The organism is Terriglobus tenax, from assembly GCF_025685395.1.
GTDB lineage: Bacteria > Acidobacteriota > Terriglobia > Terriglobales > Acidobacteriaceae > Terriglobus > Terriglobus tenax.
Genome location: NZ_JAGSYA010000003.1, coordinates 1,207,348 through 1,230,149, shown reverse-complemented (window position 1 = coordinate 1,230,149; position 22,802 = coordinate 1,207,348). Strand labels below are relative to the sequence as shown.

Annotated in this window: 11 protein-coding genes; 7 read left to right on the top strand and 4 right to left on the bottom strand. The window is 55.3% G+C overall.

Annotation, left to right across the window (positions count from 1 at the left end):
• Positions 1-41 precede the first annotated feature (41 nt).
• From OHL13_RS05085 to OHL13_RS05075, 3 genes are all read right to left on the bottom strand, one after another.
• Complete coding sequence (locus OHL13_RS05085; protein WP_263409019.1) at positions 42-1,661, bottom strand: FAD-dependent oxidoreductase; 1,620 nt, start codon at positions 1,659-1,661, stop codon at positions 42-44.
• Between the two features lie 61 nt (positions 1,662-1,722).
• Positions 1,723-2,991, bottom strand: a complete 1,269-nt coding sequence (locus tag OHL13_RS05080) for a helix-turn-helix domain-containing protein (RefSeq protein ID WP_263409018.1) — start codon at positions 2,989-2,991, stop codon at positions 1,723-1,725.
• A gap of 154 nt (positions 2,992-3,145) precedes the next feature.
• Positions 3,146-7,165: a fibronectin type III domain-containing protein gene (locus OHL13_RS05075; RefSeq protein ID WP_263409017.1), complete on the bottom strand. Its 4,020-nt coding sequence runs from the start codon at positions 7,163-7,165 to the stop codon at positions 3,146-3,148.
• Between the two features lie 1,176 nt (positions 7,166-8,341).
• On the opposite strand from OHL13_RS05075, the gene OHL13_RS05070 reads away from it, so the two are divergent.
• The 7 genes from OHL13_RS05070 to OHL13_RS05035 all read left to right on the top strand — a co-directional run bounded on the left by OHL13_RS05070 (position 8,342) and on the right by OHL13_RS05035 (position 20,378).
• On the top strand, positions 8,342-10,705 hold the full coding sequence (locus OHL13_RS05070) for a TonB-dependent receptor (protein ID WP_263409016.1): 2,364 nt from the start codon (positions 8,342-8,344) through the stop codon (positions 10,703-10,705).
• A 29-nt stretch (positions 10,706-10,734) separates the two neighbouring features.
• Positions 10,735-12,291, top strand: a complete 1,557-nt coding sequence (locus tag OHL13_RS05065) for a carboxylesterase/lipase family protein (protein ID WP_317889905.1) — start codon at positions 10,735-10,737, stop codon at positions 12,289-12,291.
• Positions 12,292-12,815: 524 nt separating this feature from the next.
• Entirely contained in the window at positions 12,816-15,824 is a 3,009-nt protein-coding gene (locus tag OHL13_RS05060; protein WP_263409014.1) for a ligand-binding sensor domain-containing protein, read from the top strand.
• 133 nt (positions 15,825-15,957) lie between these two features.
• A complete protein-coding gene (locus OHL13_RS18600; protein WP_317889901.1) occupies positions 15,958-17,505 on the top strand; it encodes a methyl-accepting chemotaxis protein in 1,548 nt (515 codons plus the stop codon).
• On the top strand, positions 17,492-18,331 hold the full coding sequence (locus OHL13_RS05045) for a CheR family methyltransferase (protein ID WP_263409013.1): 840 nt from the start codon (positions 17,492-17,494) through the stop codon (positions 18,329-18,331). Before OHL13_RS18600 ends, OHL13_RS05045 begins: the two co-directional genes overlap by 14 nt.
• Before the next feature lie 32 nt (positions 18,332-18,363).
• Complete coding sequence (locus OHL13_RS05040) at positions 18,364-18,828, top strand: chemotaxis protein CheD (RefSeq protein ID WP_263409012.1); 465 nt, start codon at positions 18,364-18,366, stop codon at positions 18,826-18,828.
• A gap of 14 nt (positions 18,829-18,842) precedes the next feature.
• Positions 18,843-20,378, top strand: a complete 1,536-nt coding sequence (locus OHL13_RS05035) for a chemotaxis protein CheW (protein ID WP_263409011.1) — start codon at positions 18,843-18,845, stop codon at positions 20,376-20,378.
• A 222-nt stretch (positions 20,379-20,600) separates the two neighbouring features.
• On the opposite strand, the gene OHL13_RS05030 is transcribed toward OHL13_RS05035, so the two are convergent.
• On the bottom strand, positions 20,601-22,772 hold the full coding sequence (locus OHL13_RS05030; protein ID WP_263409010.1) for an outer membrane protein assembly factor BamB family protein: 2,172 nt from the start codon (positions 22,770-22,772) through the stop codon (positions 20,601-20,603).
• Between the last annotated feature and the right edge of the window lie 30 nt (positions 22,773-22,802).

The window sequence follows — 22,802 nt, the reverse complement described above, 5'->3', positions numbered from 1 at the left end:
TTCCAAGCTGTTACGTTACGTTGCACTTCTTTTAGATAGAACTACTTAGGCGGTTCTGGCCCCTCTTTCGAGCGCTCGGAAAGATGGAGAATCGCACCCTGTGCGTGAAGAGTTTTCTGAAGTTCGGGGACGCTGACCTTGCTGACCGGTACACCCGACTTGAGGGAAAGCCATGCGGTATCACCCGCAGCCTGGCCGATCATCATGTACTGCGGCTCCATGCGGACCGAAGAGTACGCGACGTGCGATGCGGAAAAACAAACCGGCACCAGCAGGTTGTCGGTCTGATCATCCTTGGGAATCATGGTTCCGAAGGCGATCTCGTAGGGTTTTACAGGAACCTGCATATCGCCTTCGTTACGCGCTGAGCCGTCCTTAAGGGCGACACGCTGCACGTTGTGCGAGTCGCTGTTATACGACCCCATTCCGATGGAATCCGGCTTGGTCCGCTCGGTCTGCAGGTCGGCCTGGTGCATGACGTATTGCCCTACCATGCGGCGGCCTTCGCGGACGTAAAGCTGGTTCGGCCAGTTGCCGGTATCGGTGAACTCATCCTTAGCGAGACCCCAATGATTGACACTGTCCTGAAGCGGTCTGGGAACACGCGGGTCCGTGGAGAGGAAATAGAAGAACGACTGGGTGTAGAGCATGTGGTCGTCCCAGATCTTCTTCCTCTCGGCATAGGAGGCATCCGGGTAGGTCCAGCTCTTGCCGAGGTAGTCGGTCGAGAAGGCACCGTTGTTGTTGAAGTCAGCCTTATGGTTGGGGATGAAGACCGGGTTCACGACATCCCGGAAGGTCGGCTCCTTGCCGATGTGTTCCTTCCATTGCTGTACATATTTAAGGAGGAGCTCAAAACGCGAGGCATCGTAGTCGGCCGGTTTAGGCCAGGGCAGTTTCAAGGCGGGGTTGTCCGTGAGGATGAGGCGGAAGTTATAGGCCTGCACCTTCTTGTCGCCCTTGCCATTCGGCTCCATGGGCACCGACTCGACCTCGGGCATCAGCTTGCCCTTGTCGTTGTAGGCGGAGATCTTCCAGCGGAACTGGTGCATGGGGGTGTCCTCGCGAACGCCTGCCAGGTTCTCGTTGTAGACTTCCATTCCCTCGCGTCCGACGATGTACTTCACGCCGGCCTGTGCCATCAGGTCACCTTCGTAGGTACAGTCGGCAAAGATCTTGCCGCTCCAGACCTTGCCGTCCTCGGTGGTAATGGAGACCACGTGTGTTCCCTTTTTCTGGACGCCGCTGCGCTCCTTGAGACGTGTACCGAACTGGACCTGTACGCCGCTCTCTTTCAGCCAGCGGTTGAAGATTTCTTCGCCGACATGCGGCTCGCTCAGCCAGTCATCGTGATGACTGAGGGTGTGGACGCCGTAGTGCTCCGCTGCCTCGACGTAGAACTTGCGGGCATAGCCACCAATGATTGGGAAGTAGGCCACATCCGTGGCGGAGAGACCGCCGGTGACCATGCCACCGACATGCGTGCCAGGTTCGAGCAGGACGACCTTCATGCCCTGCTTCGCGGCGGTGTACGCAGTTACAACTCCTGAGGCCGTCGCGCCATACACGACAAGGTCGGCACTTGTAGATTTGACCTGGGCCGGGAGAAAGGAAGAACCAATGAACGAGAGGAGGGCAAGGGAGCGCAGTTTCCGCAGCATAGTCCACTGACTATGACACTAAGCGCCTGAAAAATGACGTTTCTGCCGGTTTGTTACGGCGTTACATCGTGCTGTTCGGTGCTCCAGAGCGGAAAGCATGAACCGCAACCGGCCATGAGCGGACCGCACGATTGTTTGCCATCTCCGTCTGCACGACCATTTCGTAGTACGGCGGGTTGCCGTTCTTACGAAGCATCTCCTGGATCGAGTTCGATCCAGCGGAGGAGGACAACATTGAGACGAGTGCCGCGGTGTCACGCGATTGAAGGATGAGCACCTTAAGGCCAGGTTTACGACCAGGAAGAAGGGCGATAATCGATGGCCGTACCGCACGCTCTGTTGATTGCTCCACGGCATCGAAGCGGGCAGGCTCTCCGGCGGCCGGATGCGCGTTCACGACCTCGGCCTCTTCCAGAGACAGAGTGAAGTTCATTGCCTTGAGGTATTGGTTCAACGGTTCGAGTGTCTGATGGGTCCCAAGGGCGATGACGTTCGCCTGCTCAAGCATCAGCATGCTGGAATCCCGTGTGACCTGGAAGCTGATGCGCTGCTTGTTGTTCCCGATTGTGTCCAGGTAGCGCGCCATATCGATGGCAGCGAGGGTATCCCAGGTGACGGTATAGCTCTGCTCCAAGCGTGGCGTGCCGAGGTCTTTGGTCATCGCCGCAAAGACCGGGTCCGTCTTCATTGCCTCAAAGCTGTTAACACTGGTCGAGCGCAGGCGAAGACTCGGGCTATTGGAAAACTGGAAGAACGTCGGCGTAGGAAGGATGATCTGAACAGGCGCGTTGCCCTGCAGAAAATTTGCCCAGAAGGCGGTAGGTTGCGGAGCATTGGCTTCCGCTCCCTTACGGGCGATCAGCAGCCACACGGTGGAGACTGCAAAGACAGCAGCCACAGCACACATGATCCACAGAAGACGTCGATAATCGACCAGGGGCTCTACCGGAGACTCAACTGCCTCAGAATGCTCTGCCCGATGAGGATCGACGACAAGCAACTGGTGCGTCCTGGTCGGGATGACCAGCATCTCCGGCTCACCCGTCTCCTGATAGTAGTCTTTCAGCTTTCTGCGAAGACGGGAGATATGTACCCGGACCGATGCGTCGACGGTCGAGTCGAACGAGTGGCTGCGGCCAAGCCCTTCGGTAGCGAGAGCATACTCGTTAAGATTTTCGTGACGATGCTGCCACAGGTACTCCAGCAGGCGGCGTTGCGTTTCTGCCCGGGCAAACTGCGGGCTCCCAAGGATTCGCTGGACATGCGCTTCGAGCGCATCTCCGTTTTCTGCGGTCTCTTGCGGGAGCGGAGGGGTCAACGTGGCAGCCATCGGCGAAATTCTAGTCCTTTTGACCTATCTTCGTCACCTATCCAAGAGGAGTCCAGTAGAAGCGTGGCTCAATGCTCTCATCGCGATCCTGCAAAGTGCAGACAACGGCAAGCCCCGCCCAATCTCGGCGGGGCTTGTCCAGCTATTTGGCCAGCTAGTACTGCGCAATCACCCAGGTGGTTGCCCCTCCGCTGTCCACGCCCCAGGTAGTCGCCCCGCTTTCAAAGCCGGGATTGGCCAAGACGTTTGTCCCGCCCGAGACGCCAAGGAAACAATCATCAATGGAGAGTGTCCCCGCAACTCCATACGAATTCTTCACCTGAAATCGTAAGGAAGTGTAGCTTCCGGTGCTGAACGACGGTGTCGAGCACTGCGTCCAGCTCGACGTTGCCGTGCATTTAACCGTTGTGAGATATGTCGAGTTGTTCATCACGTCTAACGACACCGAGCCCGATCCACGGATCCAGATACTGCCTGTATAGGTCTGGCCCGTGGCTACCGATATCTCCTCGTGCGTTGATGTCCAATTGGGCAGTGCCGGGATCGTCGCCTGCAGGCACCAGAGCCCGGAATGGCAAACCCCGCTACCGGAGTAGGCGCCGATGCTGGGCGGAGAGGTGAGCGTGTTCTGGTAATAGTCGACACCTCCATTGCCGGAAACAGCTACACCCGCACCAATTGCCGGGGAACCGGGCTGCAAGGCATACGCTGCCGGGCAGGGCTGAGGACCACTGCCGAGCGCGGCTGTCCAGGTGCACGTTCCCCCGTTCCCTGCACTACTCAACAGAGGATCTCCGGACACAGCATTGGACTCCGTGCCGGATCCCGTCCATGAAGCAAGCGTGGTGTAGGTGGTTCCGTTCCAGATCCACTGGGGCGAGTTCGGCGTGTAGTAGAGATTGTTGCTGAAGTTCAACCCGCTCATGGTATTGATGTCCCGGACGAACTCCACATTTCCTGCGGAGTTGGGGTTGGCCATGGAGCAGATGTTGTCCTGGAACATCGATCCTGCAGCGAATGTTCCGGAACCGTTCCACATGGCCAGGTACAGACATGCACTTGGATCGGTGGAGATGGAGCTCTGCGGAATGTTGTTCAGGAAGGTGTTGCCATATACATAAATCGGATTCGGTGCCGGATTCGGAGTAATCACAAAAAGTCCTCCTACTCCGCGCGCCAGATCATCGTTCTCCGAGATGTTATAGCGATAGGTGTTAGGGCCCCATGTCGTTCCGCTGGGATTCGAATTATAGGCCAGCATGCTGGGGCCGGCGTTGTTGTGGGTGTAGTTGTACTGCACCGTGGAGTTCGTCGTCCCGCCATCCAGATCAAGGGCATCCCAGTCGCATCCGGCCGTGAACGCAGGCAGCGGCCGAACGTTATAGACTTCATTGAACTGAATGTAGATATTGTTGGCATTGTAGGTCTCGATACCGCTGGTGCCACCACAGGCCGTCGTGTTCGCTCCGATGTCGTGAACGATGTTGTACTGAATGATCCCTCCATTCACACCATTCGCGTTCAGCGCACCATATGGAGCTGGGTTACCCAGGTTGTACACGGTGTTGCCCTGCATCAGGACCGTACTGATATTTCGTCCATAGCCCCAACCGCCGACACCCGCTCCATCCGTTGAGGTAGCCGTGGCGCCATGAAGGGTATTGTTCAGTATCTGGACACCGCTGAGCGGTCCATTGTTGCCATTCAGGGCATAACCCAGAATCCAGATCTCGCCGCCTGCCTGTCCTGCAGTTGTAGCGAAGCCGCTGATATCGGAGTTCTTGACGGTCATGCCCTGCGTTGCCCACGACGTCGATCCATTCTGTAGCAGAATGCCCCAGTTCGTGCTTGCTCCATTGATGACCTTCAGGCTATCCACGGTGAATCCGTTGATGCTGTCGCCGATGATCGCCGCCGTGTTCTTTCCGGAGCAACTCGTCGATGATTGAATGGTCGCCATCCCTCCGCCATACGAGGTCACAGTAAACGGATTCGGCACCGAGGACTTGGGCACAATCGTATTCTTGAAGACCAGGCATCCGGTGAAGGTTTGTCCACCTTCGAAGGAAACCGTGCTGCCTTCCGGATAGGTGAAGCTGTTCACCTTGGCGATGGTCTGCCATGGCGTTCCAGCAGAGATGCCATCGTTACTATCGTTTCCGCCTGGCGAGACGTAGTACTGCAACTGCGCCTGGCTGAAGGTGGTGGTGGAGGCCTCGTTGGACGCAGACGATGTACCCGCACCGTTGACGGCCTGCACCACGTAATAGTAAGTCGTGCCGTGGGTAAGGCCCGTGTCGGTATACGGTGATCCTGCGATGCCCTGCGCCACCAGGTTGGAGGGCGATGGCGTGAATCCACTCGTCAGGCTTCGGTACAGGTTGTAGCTCCATGCATTGCTCGACGCTGTCCATATCAGGTCGATCGTACTGACTGAGGTTGCCGTAGCACTCGAAATGGATGGCGTTCCGGGAGGTGTGGTGCTTCCGCTGCCGCCGCTTCCACCGGTGCCGGAGTACGCGCCAATATTGGGTGGACTGAAGAGTGTGCTCTGGTAGTAGTCCACTCCCCCATTGCCACTGACGACAATTCCTGTGCCGGCGGCCGGAGAGCCGGATTGCAACGAATATCCCGTGGGGCAGGACTGCGGTCCATTCCCCAGTGACGGAGTCCAACTGCAGGTACCTCCGGTTCCTCCGCTGGTGAACAGAGGATTTCCATACGCCGGATTCGTCTCCACACCCTTGGTCACCCATGCCGCCAGAGTGGTGTAGCTCGTCCCGCTCCAGCGCCACGTTGGGCTGCTGGTGGCATAGTAGAGATTGTTTGAGATCGTCATGCCCGTTTGACCGTACGGGTTGTAGTAGAAGTTTCCGCTTCTTCCGTACTGGTCCCGGTTGCCCATGTAGCAGATGTTGTCGGCGACCAGTGATCCGCTGGCCCATGTACCGCCTGCATAGCCAAAGTTGAAACAAGCGCTGCCGCCGGATTTCGTGCTTTGCGAGACATTGGTGAACAGCGTGTTGCCGTAAATCTGCAGCGCATTCGCAGGCACCTGCGGAACCACGTCGAAGAGGCCGCCCTGGATTCTGGCCCAGTCGTCATTCTCCGAGATGTTGTAGCGATAGGTATTCGGCCCCCATGTGGTTCCGCTAGGCTTCAACGTGTAGGCAAGATATCCGCTGCCGGCGTTGTGATGCGTGTAGTTGTACTCCACCAGAGAGTTGGTTGTACCTCCGTCCAGATCAATGCCATCCCAGTCGCATCCCGCGGTATAGCTGGGCGATGGCTGCACGTTGTAGATTTCGTTGTAACGGATGGTCACGTTGTTCGCGGTGTAGACCTCGATGCCGGAGGTCCCGCCGCACGAGGTGACATTCGCGCCTACATCATGAATGATGTTGTACTGGATCGTTCCACCATTCCATCCATTCGCACCAATGCCAGCCCATGTCGACGTGGCCGCCATGCCCGAGTTGTAGACGGTGTTGCCCTGCACCAGAACATTGGTAATGTTCTTGCCATAGCCCCAGCCGTTCACGCCGCCACCATCCGGAGAGGTCACGGTCGCTCCGTGCAGGCTGTTGTTCAGGATCTGGATATTGTTCATCGGGCCGTTGTTACCATTCAGGGCATAGCCGATGATCCAGATCTCGCCACCGTTTGCACTTCCGCTGACCGGACCAAACCCGGTGATCTCAGAGTTCTTGATGACAATCGTCTGCGTCGGCGTATTGGAGGTCTGGTTCTCCAGCAGTATCCCGTAGATCGTGCTGCTTCCGTTCACGACCTTCAGGCCATCGAAGGTGAAGCCGCTGACGTTATCGACTGTCACGGCTGCCCCCGTCGTTCCCGAACAATTCGACTGAATTGTCGCGACGCCGCTTCCATACGATGTGACCGTGAACGGCGTCGACGACGATGAGGATGGAACATTGGCCGGGCTGAAGACCAGACATCCTGTAAATGTCTGTCCACCTTGAAAGAAGACGGAGCTTCCCTGCGGGAAGACAAAGCTGTTTACTTTGCCGATCGTCTGCCACGGGGTGGCCGTTGACGTTCCGCTATTAGTGTCGCTTCCCATGGGCGAAACATAATACGTCTGAGCCGCCAGAGACGACGCCATTGCTATTACCAGAACGACAAGCCAGAAAGCCTTTATCGACTGCTTCATTGTGTTCTCCGAAAACCATCTATCGTGCGATTGTTGTTGCGGGCGATCTCCATCTCTTCGGGTTGAAAAGACGCACACGTCCTTAGCGAAAGATCGAGGAGTCTTTGGCGCTCCGTGTCACTTCCGGAAAGAGTTGAGAGCTGGGATCGGAACCTGAATCAGGATGAGCGGAAATTCGTCAGCCACTTGGCGGACGGTCGATCCCTGGAAGCTGGGGCGGAGAGTAGCGGATGGTAAACAGAAGGAGCGTCATGAGGAGCCTCTAGAAAACGCAGTACTTTGCGAGCCAAGCAATCAGGATTGGCGTCCATGCAGACACCTACCCTCGCACGGCTGAGAACTATCAGGCCCTCGTAGCATCCCTGAGAAGTTTCATGCGGTTACGTAACGTAACAGCTTGCCGTTTTCCGGGTATTCAGGCGGGCTTTTCCCCAGATGCGGGTCGATCTGAAGGCCACCACCCGCTGGGGAGCGCATCGCTACCGTTTGAGGGGCGACCTCAGCTCACGTTTGAAGTCCGCCGAAATGCCATCTTGAGCCGCCGCACGCCACAGCGGTCCTGTCCGCAGCGCCGGGGCTAAGCTTCGCATTCGGCCGGCTAAGGGAGAATGCTGACTTTCCAGTGGGACCACCGAGGTCACCGGGCGGATTGGAGTCTCCGGAACCAGCTTTCAGGGCGTCAGCAAAAATTCCGGCCCCGGAGGGTCCAGGGCCGCCATTGGAACCAGCCGTGTGCTCCACCCAGAGGAAGCAGGAGCGCATCCTTAATATAGGAGGAGCAAAAAAGCGACCACCCTGGCCAGTAGAGTTGAACTTGGCAGAGATCTGGAAGATGGACAAGCGCGGAGCCTTCGACACCCCGAAAGATATGACCGCGCGAGAGATGAAAGTGCTCTGCCAGCTGCTAAAACTCCGGGGCCCCTCGTAGTAGAACCCCACCCCAACATCGCAACCGGTTCTGCTTCCGAACCAAATATGATCGGAGCCGCAGAGCTACGCTCGCGGCAACTCTCGAATGCCTGCTCACACGACAATGTTATCGGCATCACTCCATTGAGTAGTGGCCATCCTGCTTGGACGAGCGATGCAAAGTTCCCTCAATTTCTTCATTTTCAATACATGCTGTACTCGCATGGGTTACGCCCTCATTCGTGCCTTCTCAGGTTCGTCGTTATTGTGCTGCTTGCCGGCCATGTCACCGCGCAAACATCGTCTCAGCACGCAACACCATCGCCCCAAGATGTATCACCGGGGCATCTGGAAGGCAACGTCATCGATCCATTTGGGATTGCACTTCCAAATGTCACCGTCCGCATAGAGGAGCTGAAGAGCCATCTTTCGCAGGAGATCCATACGAACTCCCTGGGCGCATTCGGTATTGACCTTCCCGCAGGTGACTACAGGGTTGATCTCAGCCGCAATGGCGTCTCGGTACGTTCTGAGACGCTGCATATCGGAGCTGGCGAAACCGAGGTCAAGAAGTTCCTGTTTCGTCCGCAGGTGGAGGAGTCCATTTCAGTGACAGCAGACTCCGAGGGCGCGGAGGGACTTCCTTTGAACCACGGGTCTGCCGGCCTGCTGGGTGACCGGAACCTGCTCGACCAGCCATTTTCTGTCACAGCGTATTCGTCAGAGAACGCAGAGCGACGCGGCTCTGAAACGATTGGGGACTCGCTCGAGGGCGACTCAAGCATTTTTCTTGCTACCGGCTCTCAAAAGAATTCTCCATTCTTCGAGATGATCTATTCGCGCGGCCTTGCAATCAATAACTACACAGGGGTCGCGGTGGATGGACTCTATGGTCTGGGTGGAACTCTTCCCATCACCGATCCTGTTGCGATCACCGAGCATCTCTCCGGCCCGGCAGCCTTTCTGAGTGGCGTACCCGGCAATGTGGGCGGGACCCTCAATCTACGGCCCAAACGTGCGGTCGAACGTCAGTTCAAAGTTACGCCGGAGTACACCAGCAACACGATCTTCGGAATTCATGGAGACGCCTCGTCGCGCTTCGGTTCGGAAGAGCGCTTCGGCATACGTGCAACGAGCATGTACCGGACCGGTAATACGTCCATCAAGGCGAATCATCTTTGGCAGACGGCGAGTGCTCTCGACATGGACTATCGCAGCGAGAAGCTCACAGCCAGCTTCGATCTACAGCACGATAGAACCTTGAACCGCGGATACAGTCTTTACGATGGATTTGCAGCCGGTGTCGCGATACCGAAAGCTCCGAGCGGTAACCTTTCGACCCAGCTACCGTGGATGGAGGCCTGGGATAGAGACATCCGGGTGCTGGGCCGTGCGCGGTACCAGATCAACACAAAATGGAATCTGTTTGCGGGCGCTGGCCACACAGATTCGCGGTTCGAGTACGGCGGCTTCTGCCAGGCAACCGTGGTGGCAGCAACAGGTGCCGCCACATGTCTTCCGATTCAGTCGGCGAATCTTGCATCGATCTCAAGTGTCGAAGCGGGGACTACGCTTCATGCGCGAACTGGATTTGTGACACACCGGTTCTTTGCTGCGTTTGACCGGCTCAGCTATCCGACGGATACATACGGGACGTTGGTCCTTTCTCAGACACCGCTTCTGATCAACATCTATAGCGGAGATCGTCCTCAAGCTTCTCTTCTGCGGGCTGTGCGTCCCAAAACATACTTAACGGCCTATCAGAGGACAGGCAGCGTTGTACTCGCTGATTCCGTAGGCCTCTTCCATCAAAAGCTGCAGATAACCGTAGGTGGACGCTTCACTGCTCCTTCCGCAAGAAGTTATCTGAGCAACGGCACAATCTCTACCAGCACAGATGCATCGCAGTGGTCTCCTGCTTTGGCCGTTACGTACAGGCTTCTGCCTCAGCTTTCCCTCTACGGCAATATCGTGCAAGCACTTGAGCCTGCCGGAATGGCTCCTGGTACCGCAGCAAATGCAAACGCGATCTTTCCCGCTCTTGAGAGCCAGCAACAGGAGATTGGAGCGAAATACCATCGAGGCAGCATCAACGCCGAAGCGGCGATCTTCCGCATCCATCGTGGCAATCAATACCTGGAACTGAGCAACAACACGTATACGCAGAATGGTCTACAGCAGAACCGCGGAGTCGATGGCCGCTTCTGGGTGCAATCGAAATCCGGAAACTCGTTGCAGGTCGCACTCAGCTATATCGACGCTGTGCTCATCCGAACCTCCGGTGGAACCTTCAACGGCAAACAGATACCTGGAATTCCACGCCTTTCCGCAAGAGTTTCAGGACTTACGACGCTGCCGGTGCTACGTCGTACCTTGCAGGCTGGTGCGTACCTGGAAGCGAATAAAGGCACTCCCTATGAAAATTCGAACACCCGGTGGCTGCCTGCGTGGTGGAAGATGACGCCAACCCTGCGATACGTTGGTGGGCGTGACGGATCTTTTACCGCGTCGTTGCTCATCGAGAATATCGTCGGGGCAGACTACTGGATTGGAGGCGGCAACGGCCTTGTTTCGGTCGGTGGCGCACGGTCCTATGAGTTTCGAGTGGCGCAACGGTTTGGGTGGCGATAAACACACTGATCCAGCGTAAGGACCGGAAGATGTGCAGAGCAAAGACGTTGTTCGCAGTGATGTTTCTACTGGTTGTGTGCACTGTTGCTCCATGCCAATCCGTGAAGACTGACCGCGGAAGAGTCAGAGGGATAACCGTTGATGGCGTCACCTCCTTCAAGGGAATTCCCTATGCCGCCCCACCCATTGGGGAGCTTCGCTGGAGGCCACCCCAGCAAGCTGCCCGATGGGACGACACGCGCGCAGCGATTGAGTTTGGCCACGATTGCATGCAGAAGCCATTTGCGCGCGATCCGGCTATCTTGACCACCACTCCGTCAGAGGACTGCCTCTTCGCTAATATCTGGCGGCCCGCTCACTCGTCCGGAAAGCTGCCGATCCTGATATGGATTCACGGCGGCGGCTGGGTAAACGGCGGCAGCTCGGCAGCGATCTATGACGGATCCCAGTTTGCGAGGCAAGGAGTTCTGTTCTTCAGCTTCAACTATCGCCTGGGCCAGTTCGGTTTTTTTGCGCATCCCGCGCTGACCGCAGAACATAACCATGGCCTGCTGGGCAATTACGGATACATGGATCAAATCGCCGCAATCAAGTGGATTCGTAAGAATGCCGCGGCCTTCGGTGGCGACCCAAACAAGGTGACAGTGGTTGGTCAGAGTGCGGGTGGATACGCAGTGCATGTGCTCATGACTTCCTCGCTGTCAAAAGGGCTCTTTCAACGAGCAATCATAGAGTCCGGTGGCGGTCGCACTCTTGTGCGAGCGACAGGCTTGCACAAGAGTGCGAATGGAAGGCCTTCCGCCGAAGCGATCGGTGCGGCCTTCGCAGAAACCGCCGGGATATCTGGCGACGGCCCGGAAGCGCTCTCCAAACTACGTGCGCTTCCAGCCGAGGCTTTGGTGCAGCAGCTGGACGTCTCAACGGCACAAGTTCCGTCCTCGCACTTCTCCGGCCCAATAATCGACGGCTCTATGATTCCCGGTGAAACAGCGAACGACTATCTCACCGGAAGAAACAGGAAGATTCCCCTGTTGATCGGGGCAAACGACATGGACCTTGCGTTTCCAACGGGAGCAACCGTGGATGCGTTATTTCGCACGTTTGGTCCCGATGCCGCTATCGCACGCAAACGCTATGATCCCTCGGGCAGCGCAACCTTTGGCTCGTTGAGACAAGCAGTAGGAGCCGATGCTCTTATGCTGGAACCGGCGCGCTTCATTGCCCGCACGCTGACATATCGAGGAGTTCCAGTGTGGGAATATCGCTTCAGCTATGTCGCAACGTCACTTCGCCCCAAACTCCCGGGGGCAAGCCACGGAAGTGAGATTCCATATGTTTTCGACACTGTTGAATCACGTTACGGTTTGGAGCTTTCGATAGAGGACAAACGAGTGGCCAAACAAGCCAACGCATATTGGACGAACTTTGTGAAAACAGGCGATCCCAATGGGATTGGTTTGCCGCATTGGCCAACGTACGATCTCGATGATGATTGCCTCTTGAATTTCACGCCAGATCGTCTCGTTGCCTCTCCGGACCCAAGACGACCAGAACTTGACCTGACGGAAAAAGCAGCCTCGCGATAACGACCACTTCGACAAGATTCCCCTCGATACAAGGGCATGGGAAGGCGGGCTGGACAAAATAGGCAGCCAAGTCAGCGCGGCAGAAGGGCCCAAACCATCGAGAGCCTGAATTTGCCGAGTCTGCGCCCTGGTGGGGAGTGGTCTTCTGCAGTAGCCGAAGCATAGCAACTTGCTATAGGTTTCTGCAAGGTCATGCCGCGCGAATATGAGAAAACAATCGTCGTGTCCTCCCGGGGAATTTTTGCCTTGATCAAACCCATCGCTCGTTATGGTGTTATCAAGAGGAGATTTGCACACCGGGGTTGCCTGATTGAGAAGCAGATGGTTACCTGACCTTTCTCTCTGGCAAGATTGATACATCGGCGGTCAACTTGAATCTTGAGCGGTATCTTTTTAGCCGGACGGTACTGTCCTTTGCAGTACTGGCGGCATTCTGGGGTTGCAGCGGGGCAAATGCGCAAGGACCATCTTCTCCTCGCGCAAATACCCCTGTTTCCACGATAACCGGCGAAATACTGCAGTCCATGGCTGAGATGAACTTCAAAGTCATGACGATGAAACAAGGACTTCCTCACGACTCGGTCTACTGGGTCACTCAGGGCAATCCCGGCTATATCTGGATTGCCACATTTGGTGGAATCTCCCGTTTCGATGCCTACGGGTTCCGAAGCTATCTTCATGACCCGGACGACCCGACCTCACTGCCAGACAATAATGTGCGCGTCATCCTGCCTTGCCGCAATGGAGACTTATACGCAGGTACCGGAGGCTCTGGGCTGGTTCTTTACGCCGCCGCGACCGATACATTCAGCATTCCCAACAAGACTCCGGAACAGGTACGAAAAGCAAGGGTGTACTCCCTTGCGGCGGATGGACAGGACGGAGTCTGGTTTGGCATGCAGAATGGTCTGGGTCATTACCGTCCTGCTACCCAGGATTTTGAGATTTTTGGCAAACTGAGCGGACGAAGGAATGATGTGAATTTTCCGGAGGGCACGATTCTTTCTGTCCTTCAGGATTCAAAAGGCAATCTCTGGGTTGGTTCTGACACGGGATTATATGAACGGACTGCGGGGCAAAATGAGTTTCGCTTCATCCCCGGACTGAAGGGACCGGGTGAAATTGGAGAAGCTCCTTCCGTCTGGGTACTGAAAGAAGATTCGTCCGGACGGCTATGGGTGGGCACAGACGGTTCGGGCATCGGACTTTACGATGCACCGACAAATCACGTCCGAGGGGTTAAGAACCTGTCTGGTGCGGAGTCCGCATTTGGTCCACATACCATCAGGGCAATCGTTGAGGCGCAACCCGGCGTTTTCTGGATAGCAACCTACGGTGCGGGCTTGTTCTCGTACAACTCTGAAAAACAAGCCCTCCTGCATTGGGGAAGAAACCCAACAGCTCTACTGCCTTTGAGTAACGACTTTGTCCGCAGCCTTTTTATCGACAGTTCAGGTGTCATGTGGGCTGGGACAGATGTCGGCGTCTCCTCGGTCTCGCTCATGTCGCAGGGAATCTTCAACATGAGGACCTCTTCCCTGCACCCCGCCGATCTCGCGCAGCGAGACAGGCTTTTCGGTACCGAGGTGCGAAGCGTTGGCTATGACACAGGAAGCGTCTGGGTAGGTTTTGACCAGGGTGGTTTTGTACAAATTGCCCCGGATGGAAGCACCCACCGGATTCAGCCTGCACCCGGTGTACGCGAAGACCAGCGTTCTCACCGGGAAGTCCTCGCCATGTATCCGCTTGACGCAAACACGATGATTGCAGCTGGAGTGGGGCTGTATTCGATCAATATTCCTAGCCGCACCTATCGTCCCATTGACCACCCCGAGCTGAACAAGCAAATCATCAATGCCGTATATTGCGATGGAGATACGATCTGGGCTGGACGCTATTCAGGCCTTGTTCGTTATAACTGGCATACCCACCAGGTAAAAGTATTTCGGCATACCCTGGAAGATCCCAACAGCATTTCCGATAACTACATTCGCGACATGCTCAAAGACTCACACGGACGCTTCTGGGCTTCGACCCGGCTAGGCCTGGACTTATATCAACCGGCAACTGAAGCTTTTCGGCACATCACGCACGATCCAAAGAATCCTCTTTCGATCGCAAGCGATAACGTGCAACCTATCGAAGAGGACGCGCAGGGGCGCCTCTGGGTTGGTACTATCGGATCCGGTCTATCGATTCTCGAAAACTGGCCAGAGGGCGGCCAACCGCGCTTTAAGACACTTGACCACAAACATAATGGATTGCCCGATGATGTCGTGCTGCTGATACGTCGTGGTCTTGACGGGACCATGTGGGTTAATACACCACACGGCATGGCGGCTATTGATCCAAAGACCTATACCGTCCGCGTCTATGGTGATTCGTATGGCCTGCAGACCACGGCGCAGAACCTGTTCAGCTCGGCACTCTTACCCGACGGCACCATCCTGTTTCCAGGAAACGCCTCGCTCGCAATCGTACGTCCAAATCTTCTTCATCCCTGGAATTTGAAGGCTCCTCTGGTGCTGACCGAAGTGCATGTGCAAGGCGCAAAGGAGGCCCCGGTACAACTTGCCCAGCAAGCGGTTGCTGGTATTCTCCGATTCCCTTCACACCGCGGCTTTGATGTGGAGTTTTCTTTATTGGATTACACGAGTCCGGCGGAGACGCTCTATAGCTATCAACTGGAAGGCTTCGATGATGGCTGGAGCAGCCCAAGTACTTCGAGACGTTCGGCGACCTATACGAATCTACCGACGGGAAATTACCAGTTTCATATTCGAGCCACGAGCCGCCATGGCGCTGGCCCTACCTCTGAGATCGCTGTTCCCATTCACGTCTCCCCTGGAATCACAGAGAGCTGGTGGTTCCAGACCCTGGTCACTCTTATTGCCCTCACCGCGGTATTGTTCTTTGTCCGGCTCCGGCTCATCTATATGACACGCCGTCAACGTGAACTTGAGACAGAAGTGGTTGCCCGTACCGCTGAACTAGAGCTAAGCCGCCAGGAATTGCTCGCTGCAAATGAGCATCTCGAAAAGCTGGCACTGTATGATCCGCTCACGAGCATCCTTAACCGCCGCGGTTTTTTTGAACGCGTGGAGTTCGAACTGATGCGGGCCAAACGATCAGGTCAAGCTTTCAGTTTGCTGCTGATTGATCTGGATAACTTCAAACAGACAAATGACATTATGGGACATAGCGCTGGGGATGCGGTCTTGAAGTCTGTTGCCGTGCAATTTGCGCAATCTGTACGTGCTACCGATATCGTTGGCCGTTATGGAGGGGAAGAATTTGTAGTCTTCCTTCCAGAGACGGACCAAGAGGCAGCTCATCAACTTGCTGACCGGCTTCGCAGTGCCGTCGAAAACCATCTTGTCCAGCATGCCGAGCTTACGCTCAATACCACCGCAAGCATTGGAGTTACGACGTCGCTCCACATACAGGAACCGCTTGAAACACTGCTGTCACGCGCAGACCGCGCCCTGTATCAGGCCAAAAATTCCGGTAAGAACCGGGTCTGTCTCGCTTAGGTAGACAGGAGTTTTCCCCTCGTTTCGCCCAACTGCCAAAGAAGGCCAGAAGCTAATTCCGAGTCAACGGTCCGCTGGTCTCTCAAGATTCCCTGAAAAGCGTCGATAAGAGAGTTTGGAGCTAGACCAGACCATGCCATCGACCACTCAGCCCAATGGACGCATTCCTTCTCACAGCGTAGACACTCTTGTGCCTTCGGACATCAAGGGTATCCTGGACGCACTTGATCGTGCCCAGGCTGTAATTGAGTTTTCTCTTAACGGTACTATCCTTACTGCAAACCAGAACTTCCTGAAGATCTTCGGGTACTCCCTGACCGAACTCACCGGGAAGCACCACCGTGTTCTCTGTGAGGAGACGTACGTCAACAGTCCTGACTACACCGAACTGTGGGAGTCATTGCGCCGGGGAGAAAACCGGCTTGGACAGTTTCCCCGCATTACCAAAAACGGTACTCGTGTATGGGTAGAGGCAAGCTACAACCCCGTCTTCGACGACACCGGCAATCTGGTCAAGATCGTAAAGTTTGCCACGGATATCACCGCGCAGCAGACGCGCGCAGCACAAGATGCCAGCGTGAGCCGCGCCATCGATAAGTCCCAGGCCATCATCGAGTTCGATGTGAATGGAACGATCCGGAAAGCAAACAATAACTTCCTGGCCGCAGTTGGTTACAGTTTGTCGGAGATTATTGGCAAGCACCACCGCATTTTCTGCGAAGAATCTTACACACGGACACAGGCCTATCAACAGTTCTGGGAGGAGTTGCGACAGGGCAAGTTCCAGGCTGGCCGCTTCAAACGTCTGACGCAGCGCGGGAATGTTCTGTGGCTCTTCGCTACCTACAATCCATTACATGATGAGAACGGTAAGGTTGTCGGCGTCATCAAGATTGCTTCCGATGTTACTCGCCAGGTGGAGATGGAGGAATCTGTCCGCTCGGTCGCATCAGAACTCGACAACCGCACCCAGGATATTGCCAAGCGTTCTACCGCCGTGGCGGAAGGCGCGCAGGCACTTGGGGCAACCTCTGAAGAGATGAATGCTTCGATGGAAGAGCTTACTGCTTCCATTCATTCCATCGCACAGAATGTGAAGCACGTGGATGGTCTAGCGCGGGCCGCCCGCGAACAGGCTGACTCCGGCACCAAGATGATCGATCGCTCCATCAACGCGATGGAGTTGATCAGCAAGTCCAGTGAAGACATCGGAGAGATTGTCAAGGTCATTGGCGAGATTGCCTCGCAGACCAATCTTCTGGCGTTCAATGCCGCTATCGAAGCGGCGCGTGCCGGTGAGATGGGACTGGGCTTCTCGGTTGTTGCAGATGAGGTACGAAAGCTGGCGGAGCGCAGCTCCCAGGCAACGCGCGAGATCTCGAAGCTCATTGCGGAGTCCGTCAAGCGGATCGAAGCCGGCAACGAGACCTCTCGCCAGGCTGCCGAGGCCTTCCATCGCATTGTGGACGGAGTAGCCAAAACGACAGACGCCATCTCTGAGATCTCCAGCGCTGCTGATGAGCAGTTGATCGCCTCAAAGGATGTGGGCAACGCGATTCAGAACGTAACAGATCGCACGGAGCAGGCTGCCAATGCATCGGAGGGTATCGCGAACTCCATCAAGGAACTGCGCAAGGCGTCCACGCAACTGACGGAGACCCTTCTCCATGCCAACCAGTGATCACAACGTTCTTCACGGCAGCAGCGAGTTCAAATGTGAACCGCTGCTGCCCCTTCTCAAAGAACTGACCGGCATCACAATTCCACCGCAAAAGATAGCAATGGTGGCAGGAAGGCTCAGGAAGAGGCTTACCGAACTTGGTCATCCGGACTGCGCTGAGTATATCTCCATGATCCGGCGAAACTCCGAAGAGCAGCAGAACTTTATCAACCTGCTGACGACCAATGAAACGTCGTTCTTCCGCACGCAACGGGTGTGGACATACTTCTGCGATGTATACCTTCCGGAGTTCAGGACATCCTATCCAACAAACACACTCAGCGCTTGGTCCGCGGCTGCGTCTACCGGGGAGGAGGCATATTCGATTGCGATCTGCTGCAACGAGCACCTCCGCAATAACCCCGAGTTTCGCTATCACATTCTGGCAACCGATGTGGACACCGAGGTGCTGAATCGCGCAAAGAATGGCGTCTTCGGAAGCCGAACTGTCGATAAATTGAAGGCATCAAATCCCGATCTGGCGGAACGTTACTTTCTCCTTCACGAAGGAGATGGGTATCAGGCAAATGGAGATCTGCTGCGCCACATCCGTTTCACAACTCATAACCTGATGCATCGTCCTCGTTTGCTGGGGCCACATCACATTGTCTTTTTGAGGAACGTGTTGATCTACTTCCGCCCACAGGAGCAGACAACGATCCTTCAGAATGTAGCGTCCACTATGGGTCCCGGGACAATTCTGATCCTGGGAGAGTCGGAATCCATTGCAGCTCTCGATGTGCCCTTTGTCTTTGTTGCACCTCAGATCTACAGGAGAACACTCTAGTGTGCCCGATCCACGTACAGGAAGAAACAGACATGGTGCAGCATGTCATGATCGCGCAACTCAAAGCAGCGTCCGCCGGCATGTTGAAAGCAACGCTGGGTTCATGCGTTGCTCTTGGTCTCATCAACCGCAAAACCGGTCTTTGCGGCCTGGCCCACTGTTTGTTGGCGCATGCTCCTGCTGGAGCAGATGTAGCAGACGCGCGCTATGTTGACCGCGCCCTTCCAAATCTCATCCGGATTGTTGGCGGGCTCAATCCGGTGCGGCGCCATCTGAAGGGTTTTCTTGCCGGCGGAGCGAACATGATTCATTCCGCAGACACCGAAAAACGGACTGTCGGGTCGCTGAACCTGGAGGCTGCCAGAACTGCTTTCAAGGCGAATCAGATCTCATTCGAAGAGCTGGAAACTGGGGGCATGCAGGGCTACACCGTGGTACTCGATTGCAACACAAAATTGCTCACGTGCTGCTTCATCGATCCGATGACAACAGAGTGAAGAAGGATTTTTCCATGGAACGTCGCATCGCAGTTCAGTCTGAAAAACGGAATCTTCTCCAACAGGTGTACGGCACCTTCCATCTGAGTGGAACCGAATACGCCGTGGAGATGTCTGATCTTCAGGAAGTAGTGACAGTACCGTCCACACTGCAATCCATGCCCCTGGCGCCGAACTATCTGCTGGGTTTGTTCAATTTGCGAGGCCAAGTCATCCCGGTCATCGACCTAAGTGTTCTGCTTGGCTGCAGCAAGGAACGCACCCAAGATATTCAAGGAAAGCGGTTAGCGGTACTGCGGGATGCCAACGCAAGACTGGGTCTCCTCTTCGATAGTGTGGGCGAAATCCTGCGTATGCAGCTGAGCGAAGTATCCCCGATCGACCAGCGTAATCTGTCACCCGATGTACCAAAGATGCCTGTCAAAGCTATTATTTGCCGCGACAATGGGAAGCGTTTGATTCAGGTGCTCGATCTCTCGGCAATCCTATGCGTTCGCAACCTTCCCATCATCAATCAGCAGACCAGCACGGAGGATGCCAATTACCACTTCACGGCACGGATGCAGGATCTCTATCGCGAAAAATTGATCGGGTTCTCTGTGGGAGAGTGCCTGCTGGCATTGGAGATGAAGTGCGTCGTCGCTATTGTTCAGAACCAGGCAAAGGCACCTAGTCCGCGAATCTCAGATTTATGTGGTGAAGTCGTCAATTTCCAAGGCCGTACACTCCCCGTTATCCGCATGAACCGCTTGCTTCGCGTGGCCCCGGTCGTTACGGAGTGCGCACACATCCTGATCTGCCGGATAGGCACCGATTGCATCGGCCTTGAGGTGGACGCGACAAACAGCATTATTCCCTACGCAAAGGAGAGGGTAGTTCCTGTGCCTGTGCTTGACGACTATCGCTCCGAAATCTTTCGTGGCTGCTTCACGGATCGCGAGGGACGGGATTTCATCGTTCTAAATGAAGAGGGCATCCTTTCAAAGGATGAAATTCTATCGATCTCTCTGGACCACAGAAAGCTGATTGAACAGGCCGAAGAGGGATCTCAATCGCCGACGACTGTTGCGCGTGTTCCCCTGTTGACCTTCAAAATGGGCAAGGTATATGGCATCCGCTTAAAGGATGTATTGGAAGTAAAGACTTGTCCGCGCGATCTGGCGCGTGCGCCGGACACTCCGCCTGCCGTGTTGGGTGTACTGAATTTGAGAGGTACTCCCGTCTCCGTGGTGGATCCAAAGCAATTGTTCCATTTGCCATCAGGAGAGGAAACTGGCAGCGATAGCTATCTATTACTCTTCCAGCATCAGTCCCGTAAGGTGGGAATGCGGGTTGACTCGATTGAGAGCATCGTACACGTTTCAATTGGGACGGAGGATAACCTGCCATCGATCTTCTTTAGCGAAGACAGACCCCTGTTGCAAGAAACCTTCGAACGCGGTGTACACCTTTCAGCCAATGGGGAACAACACGCAGTGCTTGTGCTCAGCGCAGACCAGGTGGTTGATCGGCTTGCCATGGCACTATCGTCGCCGCACAACCTTCTGTAAATGCAGACTTCCTTCATCGTCAGCCTATTGGGTACGGGAAAGCGCCATGCCATTTGGCTCCTCAGAAAATGGAAACCGGGCATCAGGCGTCGCAAGATGGAGAAATCTTTTTGCGTTCAAGCCGATGCCTCCCGCAGTCTCCTTCTAGAGAAACCCGTCGCCATTTTCATCCCCACATTCGAAAAAGCACACTGCTTGTTGCAGAATCAGGTCAATGATCTGTCATGGCAAAGTAAAGGCTACATACTTCGCACCTTGAGGCGCATTCCTGGCTTTTGCATTGCTTGTCGCGATAACGATGTATTGCTTTCCATTTGCCATGTAGGTTGCGGGCGTAGCATTTCCTGCAAAGTCCATGACAGACTCCCAAAGGAGCTTTCCTGTTCTGCTGTCATACGCTCGAATCTTCCGGTCGAAGTTTGTTGCACCGATGACAACGATTCCGCCGGCAGTCACGATGGGGCCACCGTAGTTTTCACTCCCTGTGTCTTTCAACCCTTTTGCGACCAGCTCTGGATACTCGCCAAACGGAATATGCCACAGATATTTGCCAGTGTTTAAATCAATTGCGTTCAATGTTCCCCACGGTGCGGCGGTCGCCGGGTATCCTTCAGGGTCTAGAAATTTCCTATAGCCGGTGAATCTGTACGCTGCCGATGGAGCGCGGACCAAATCGGTTTCCGATCCGGGCTCTTCTTTATCCGACAAACGCCTTGCTACTGGTTCCTTGCCGGTACGAACGAATTGAAGCAGCCCACGCAGGTCTTCCTCCTGGATCTGCGGAAATCCTGGCATTCGTCCCCTGCCACTCTTCACAACCTCGGCCATCTGCTCGGCGGTCATCCGTTGGCTGGCTTCTACCAGCGAAGGGAATGTGCCGCCAACACCATTCCGGTTTGCCTGGTGGCACGCAGCGCATTGGTTCTGATAGAGCGCTTCGAATTTTCCGGATCCAGTGCTTACTTTCTCCAGTCCGCCAGTCCATGCAAGATCATTCGCATTAATATAGATCGTGCTTGTTTTAGGATCGACGGCAGACCCACCCCACTCAGCACCCCCGTCAAAGCCGGGGAAAACAACCGTTTGTTGCCCAACTGTAAGCGGAACAAACGGCCCGCCGCTGCGGAAATGCTTGAATTCATTCACTGCCCAAGCGTGGGCCTCCGGTGTGCGGTTGGTCAACAGGTCCTCTGTGAGCTGTTGACGCGCAAAAGGCTCAGGCAGAGCCGGCATTGGCTGCGTGGGCGAGGAGACCTCTCCTGGAACATCCGTCTGAGGAATGACTCGTTCTTCAATCGGAAAAATTGATTTACCCGTCGCTCGATCAAAGAGATACAGCACTCCTTGCTTTGTGGTCTGTGCGACAGCATCGATGATTTTGCCATCGTGTCTTACCGAGACCAACGAGGGTGGAGAAGGAAAATCGCGATCCCAGATATCGTGATGAACTCCCTGAAAATACCAAATCAACTTGCCGGTTCCGGCATCCAGTGCCAGAAGGCAGTTTGCATATAGATTGTTGCCTAGCCGTTCTGCTCCATAAAAGTCAGTCGTCGCCGAACCTGTAGGTACAAAGACAATGCCCCGTTTTTCATCAAGTGCCATACCGGCCCAGTTATTCGCGGCGCCACTATGCTTCCAGGCATCTTTCGGCCATGTCTCATAGCCAGGGTCCCCGGGGTGTGGAATCGTATGAAACACCCATCGGAGCGCGCCCGAATGCACGTCATAGGCCCGGATGTCTCCATGAGGCGCCGGTGCCGATTCCCCCGTGCGGAACCCCATGATGATGAGGTCTTTGTAAATGGTTCCAGGTGAGGTGATGGCAACTAAGCCAGAAGGCGACTCAGATCCCAGATCGTTTCTCAGATCTATCGATCCTTTATTCCCAAATGTCTCGACCGGTTTGCCGGTATCGGGATTTAACGCCCACACCTGGTATAGCGTTGTGGCGAAGAGTACCCGGTTTCTACCGTCAGTCCAATACGAGAGCCCGCGGTCGGGCTGACCACTCGTAAGACCGGAGTCGAACCGCCAGACCTCTTTTCCTGTTGCAGCGTCCAACGCAAACACCTTTTGCGATGGCGTATAGCCGAACAGCTTGCCGTCGATCACAAGAGGGTTGGTTTGCAGGCCACCTTTTTCCTTCGTGTCGAAGGTCCAGGCGACTTTGAGCCGATTCACATTGGACCGATTGATCTGGGAGAGGGAGGAATAGTGATCCCCTCCGGTGTGTCCACCATAAACCGCCCAATCGGCATCTTCTGCCTGATGTGCGGGGGTGGATGCTGCATATGCACTGTACCGGCTTAATAGAATCACGGGGGCAGACAGAAGTGCGAAGACGCATGCCGCAGTAAAAAAATGGCGGGTGGGTATTTGCCTAATGGCCACGTTTTACGTTCTCCAGACGATACGAGTACT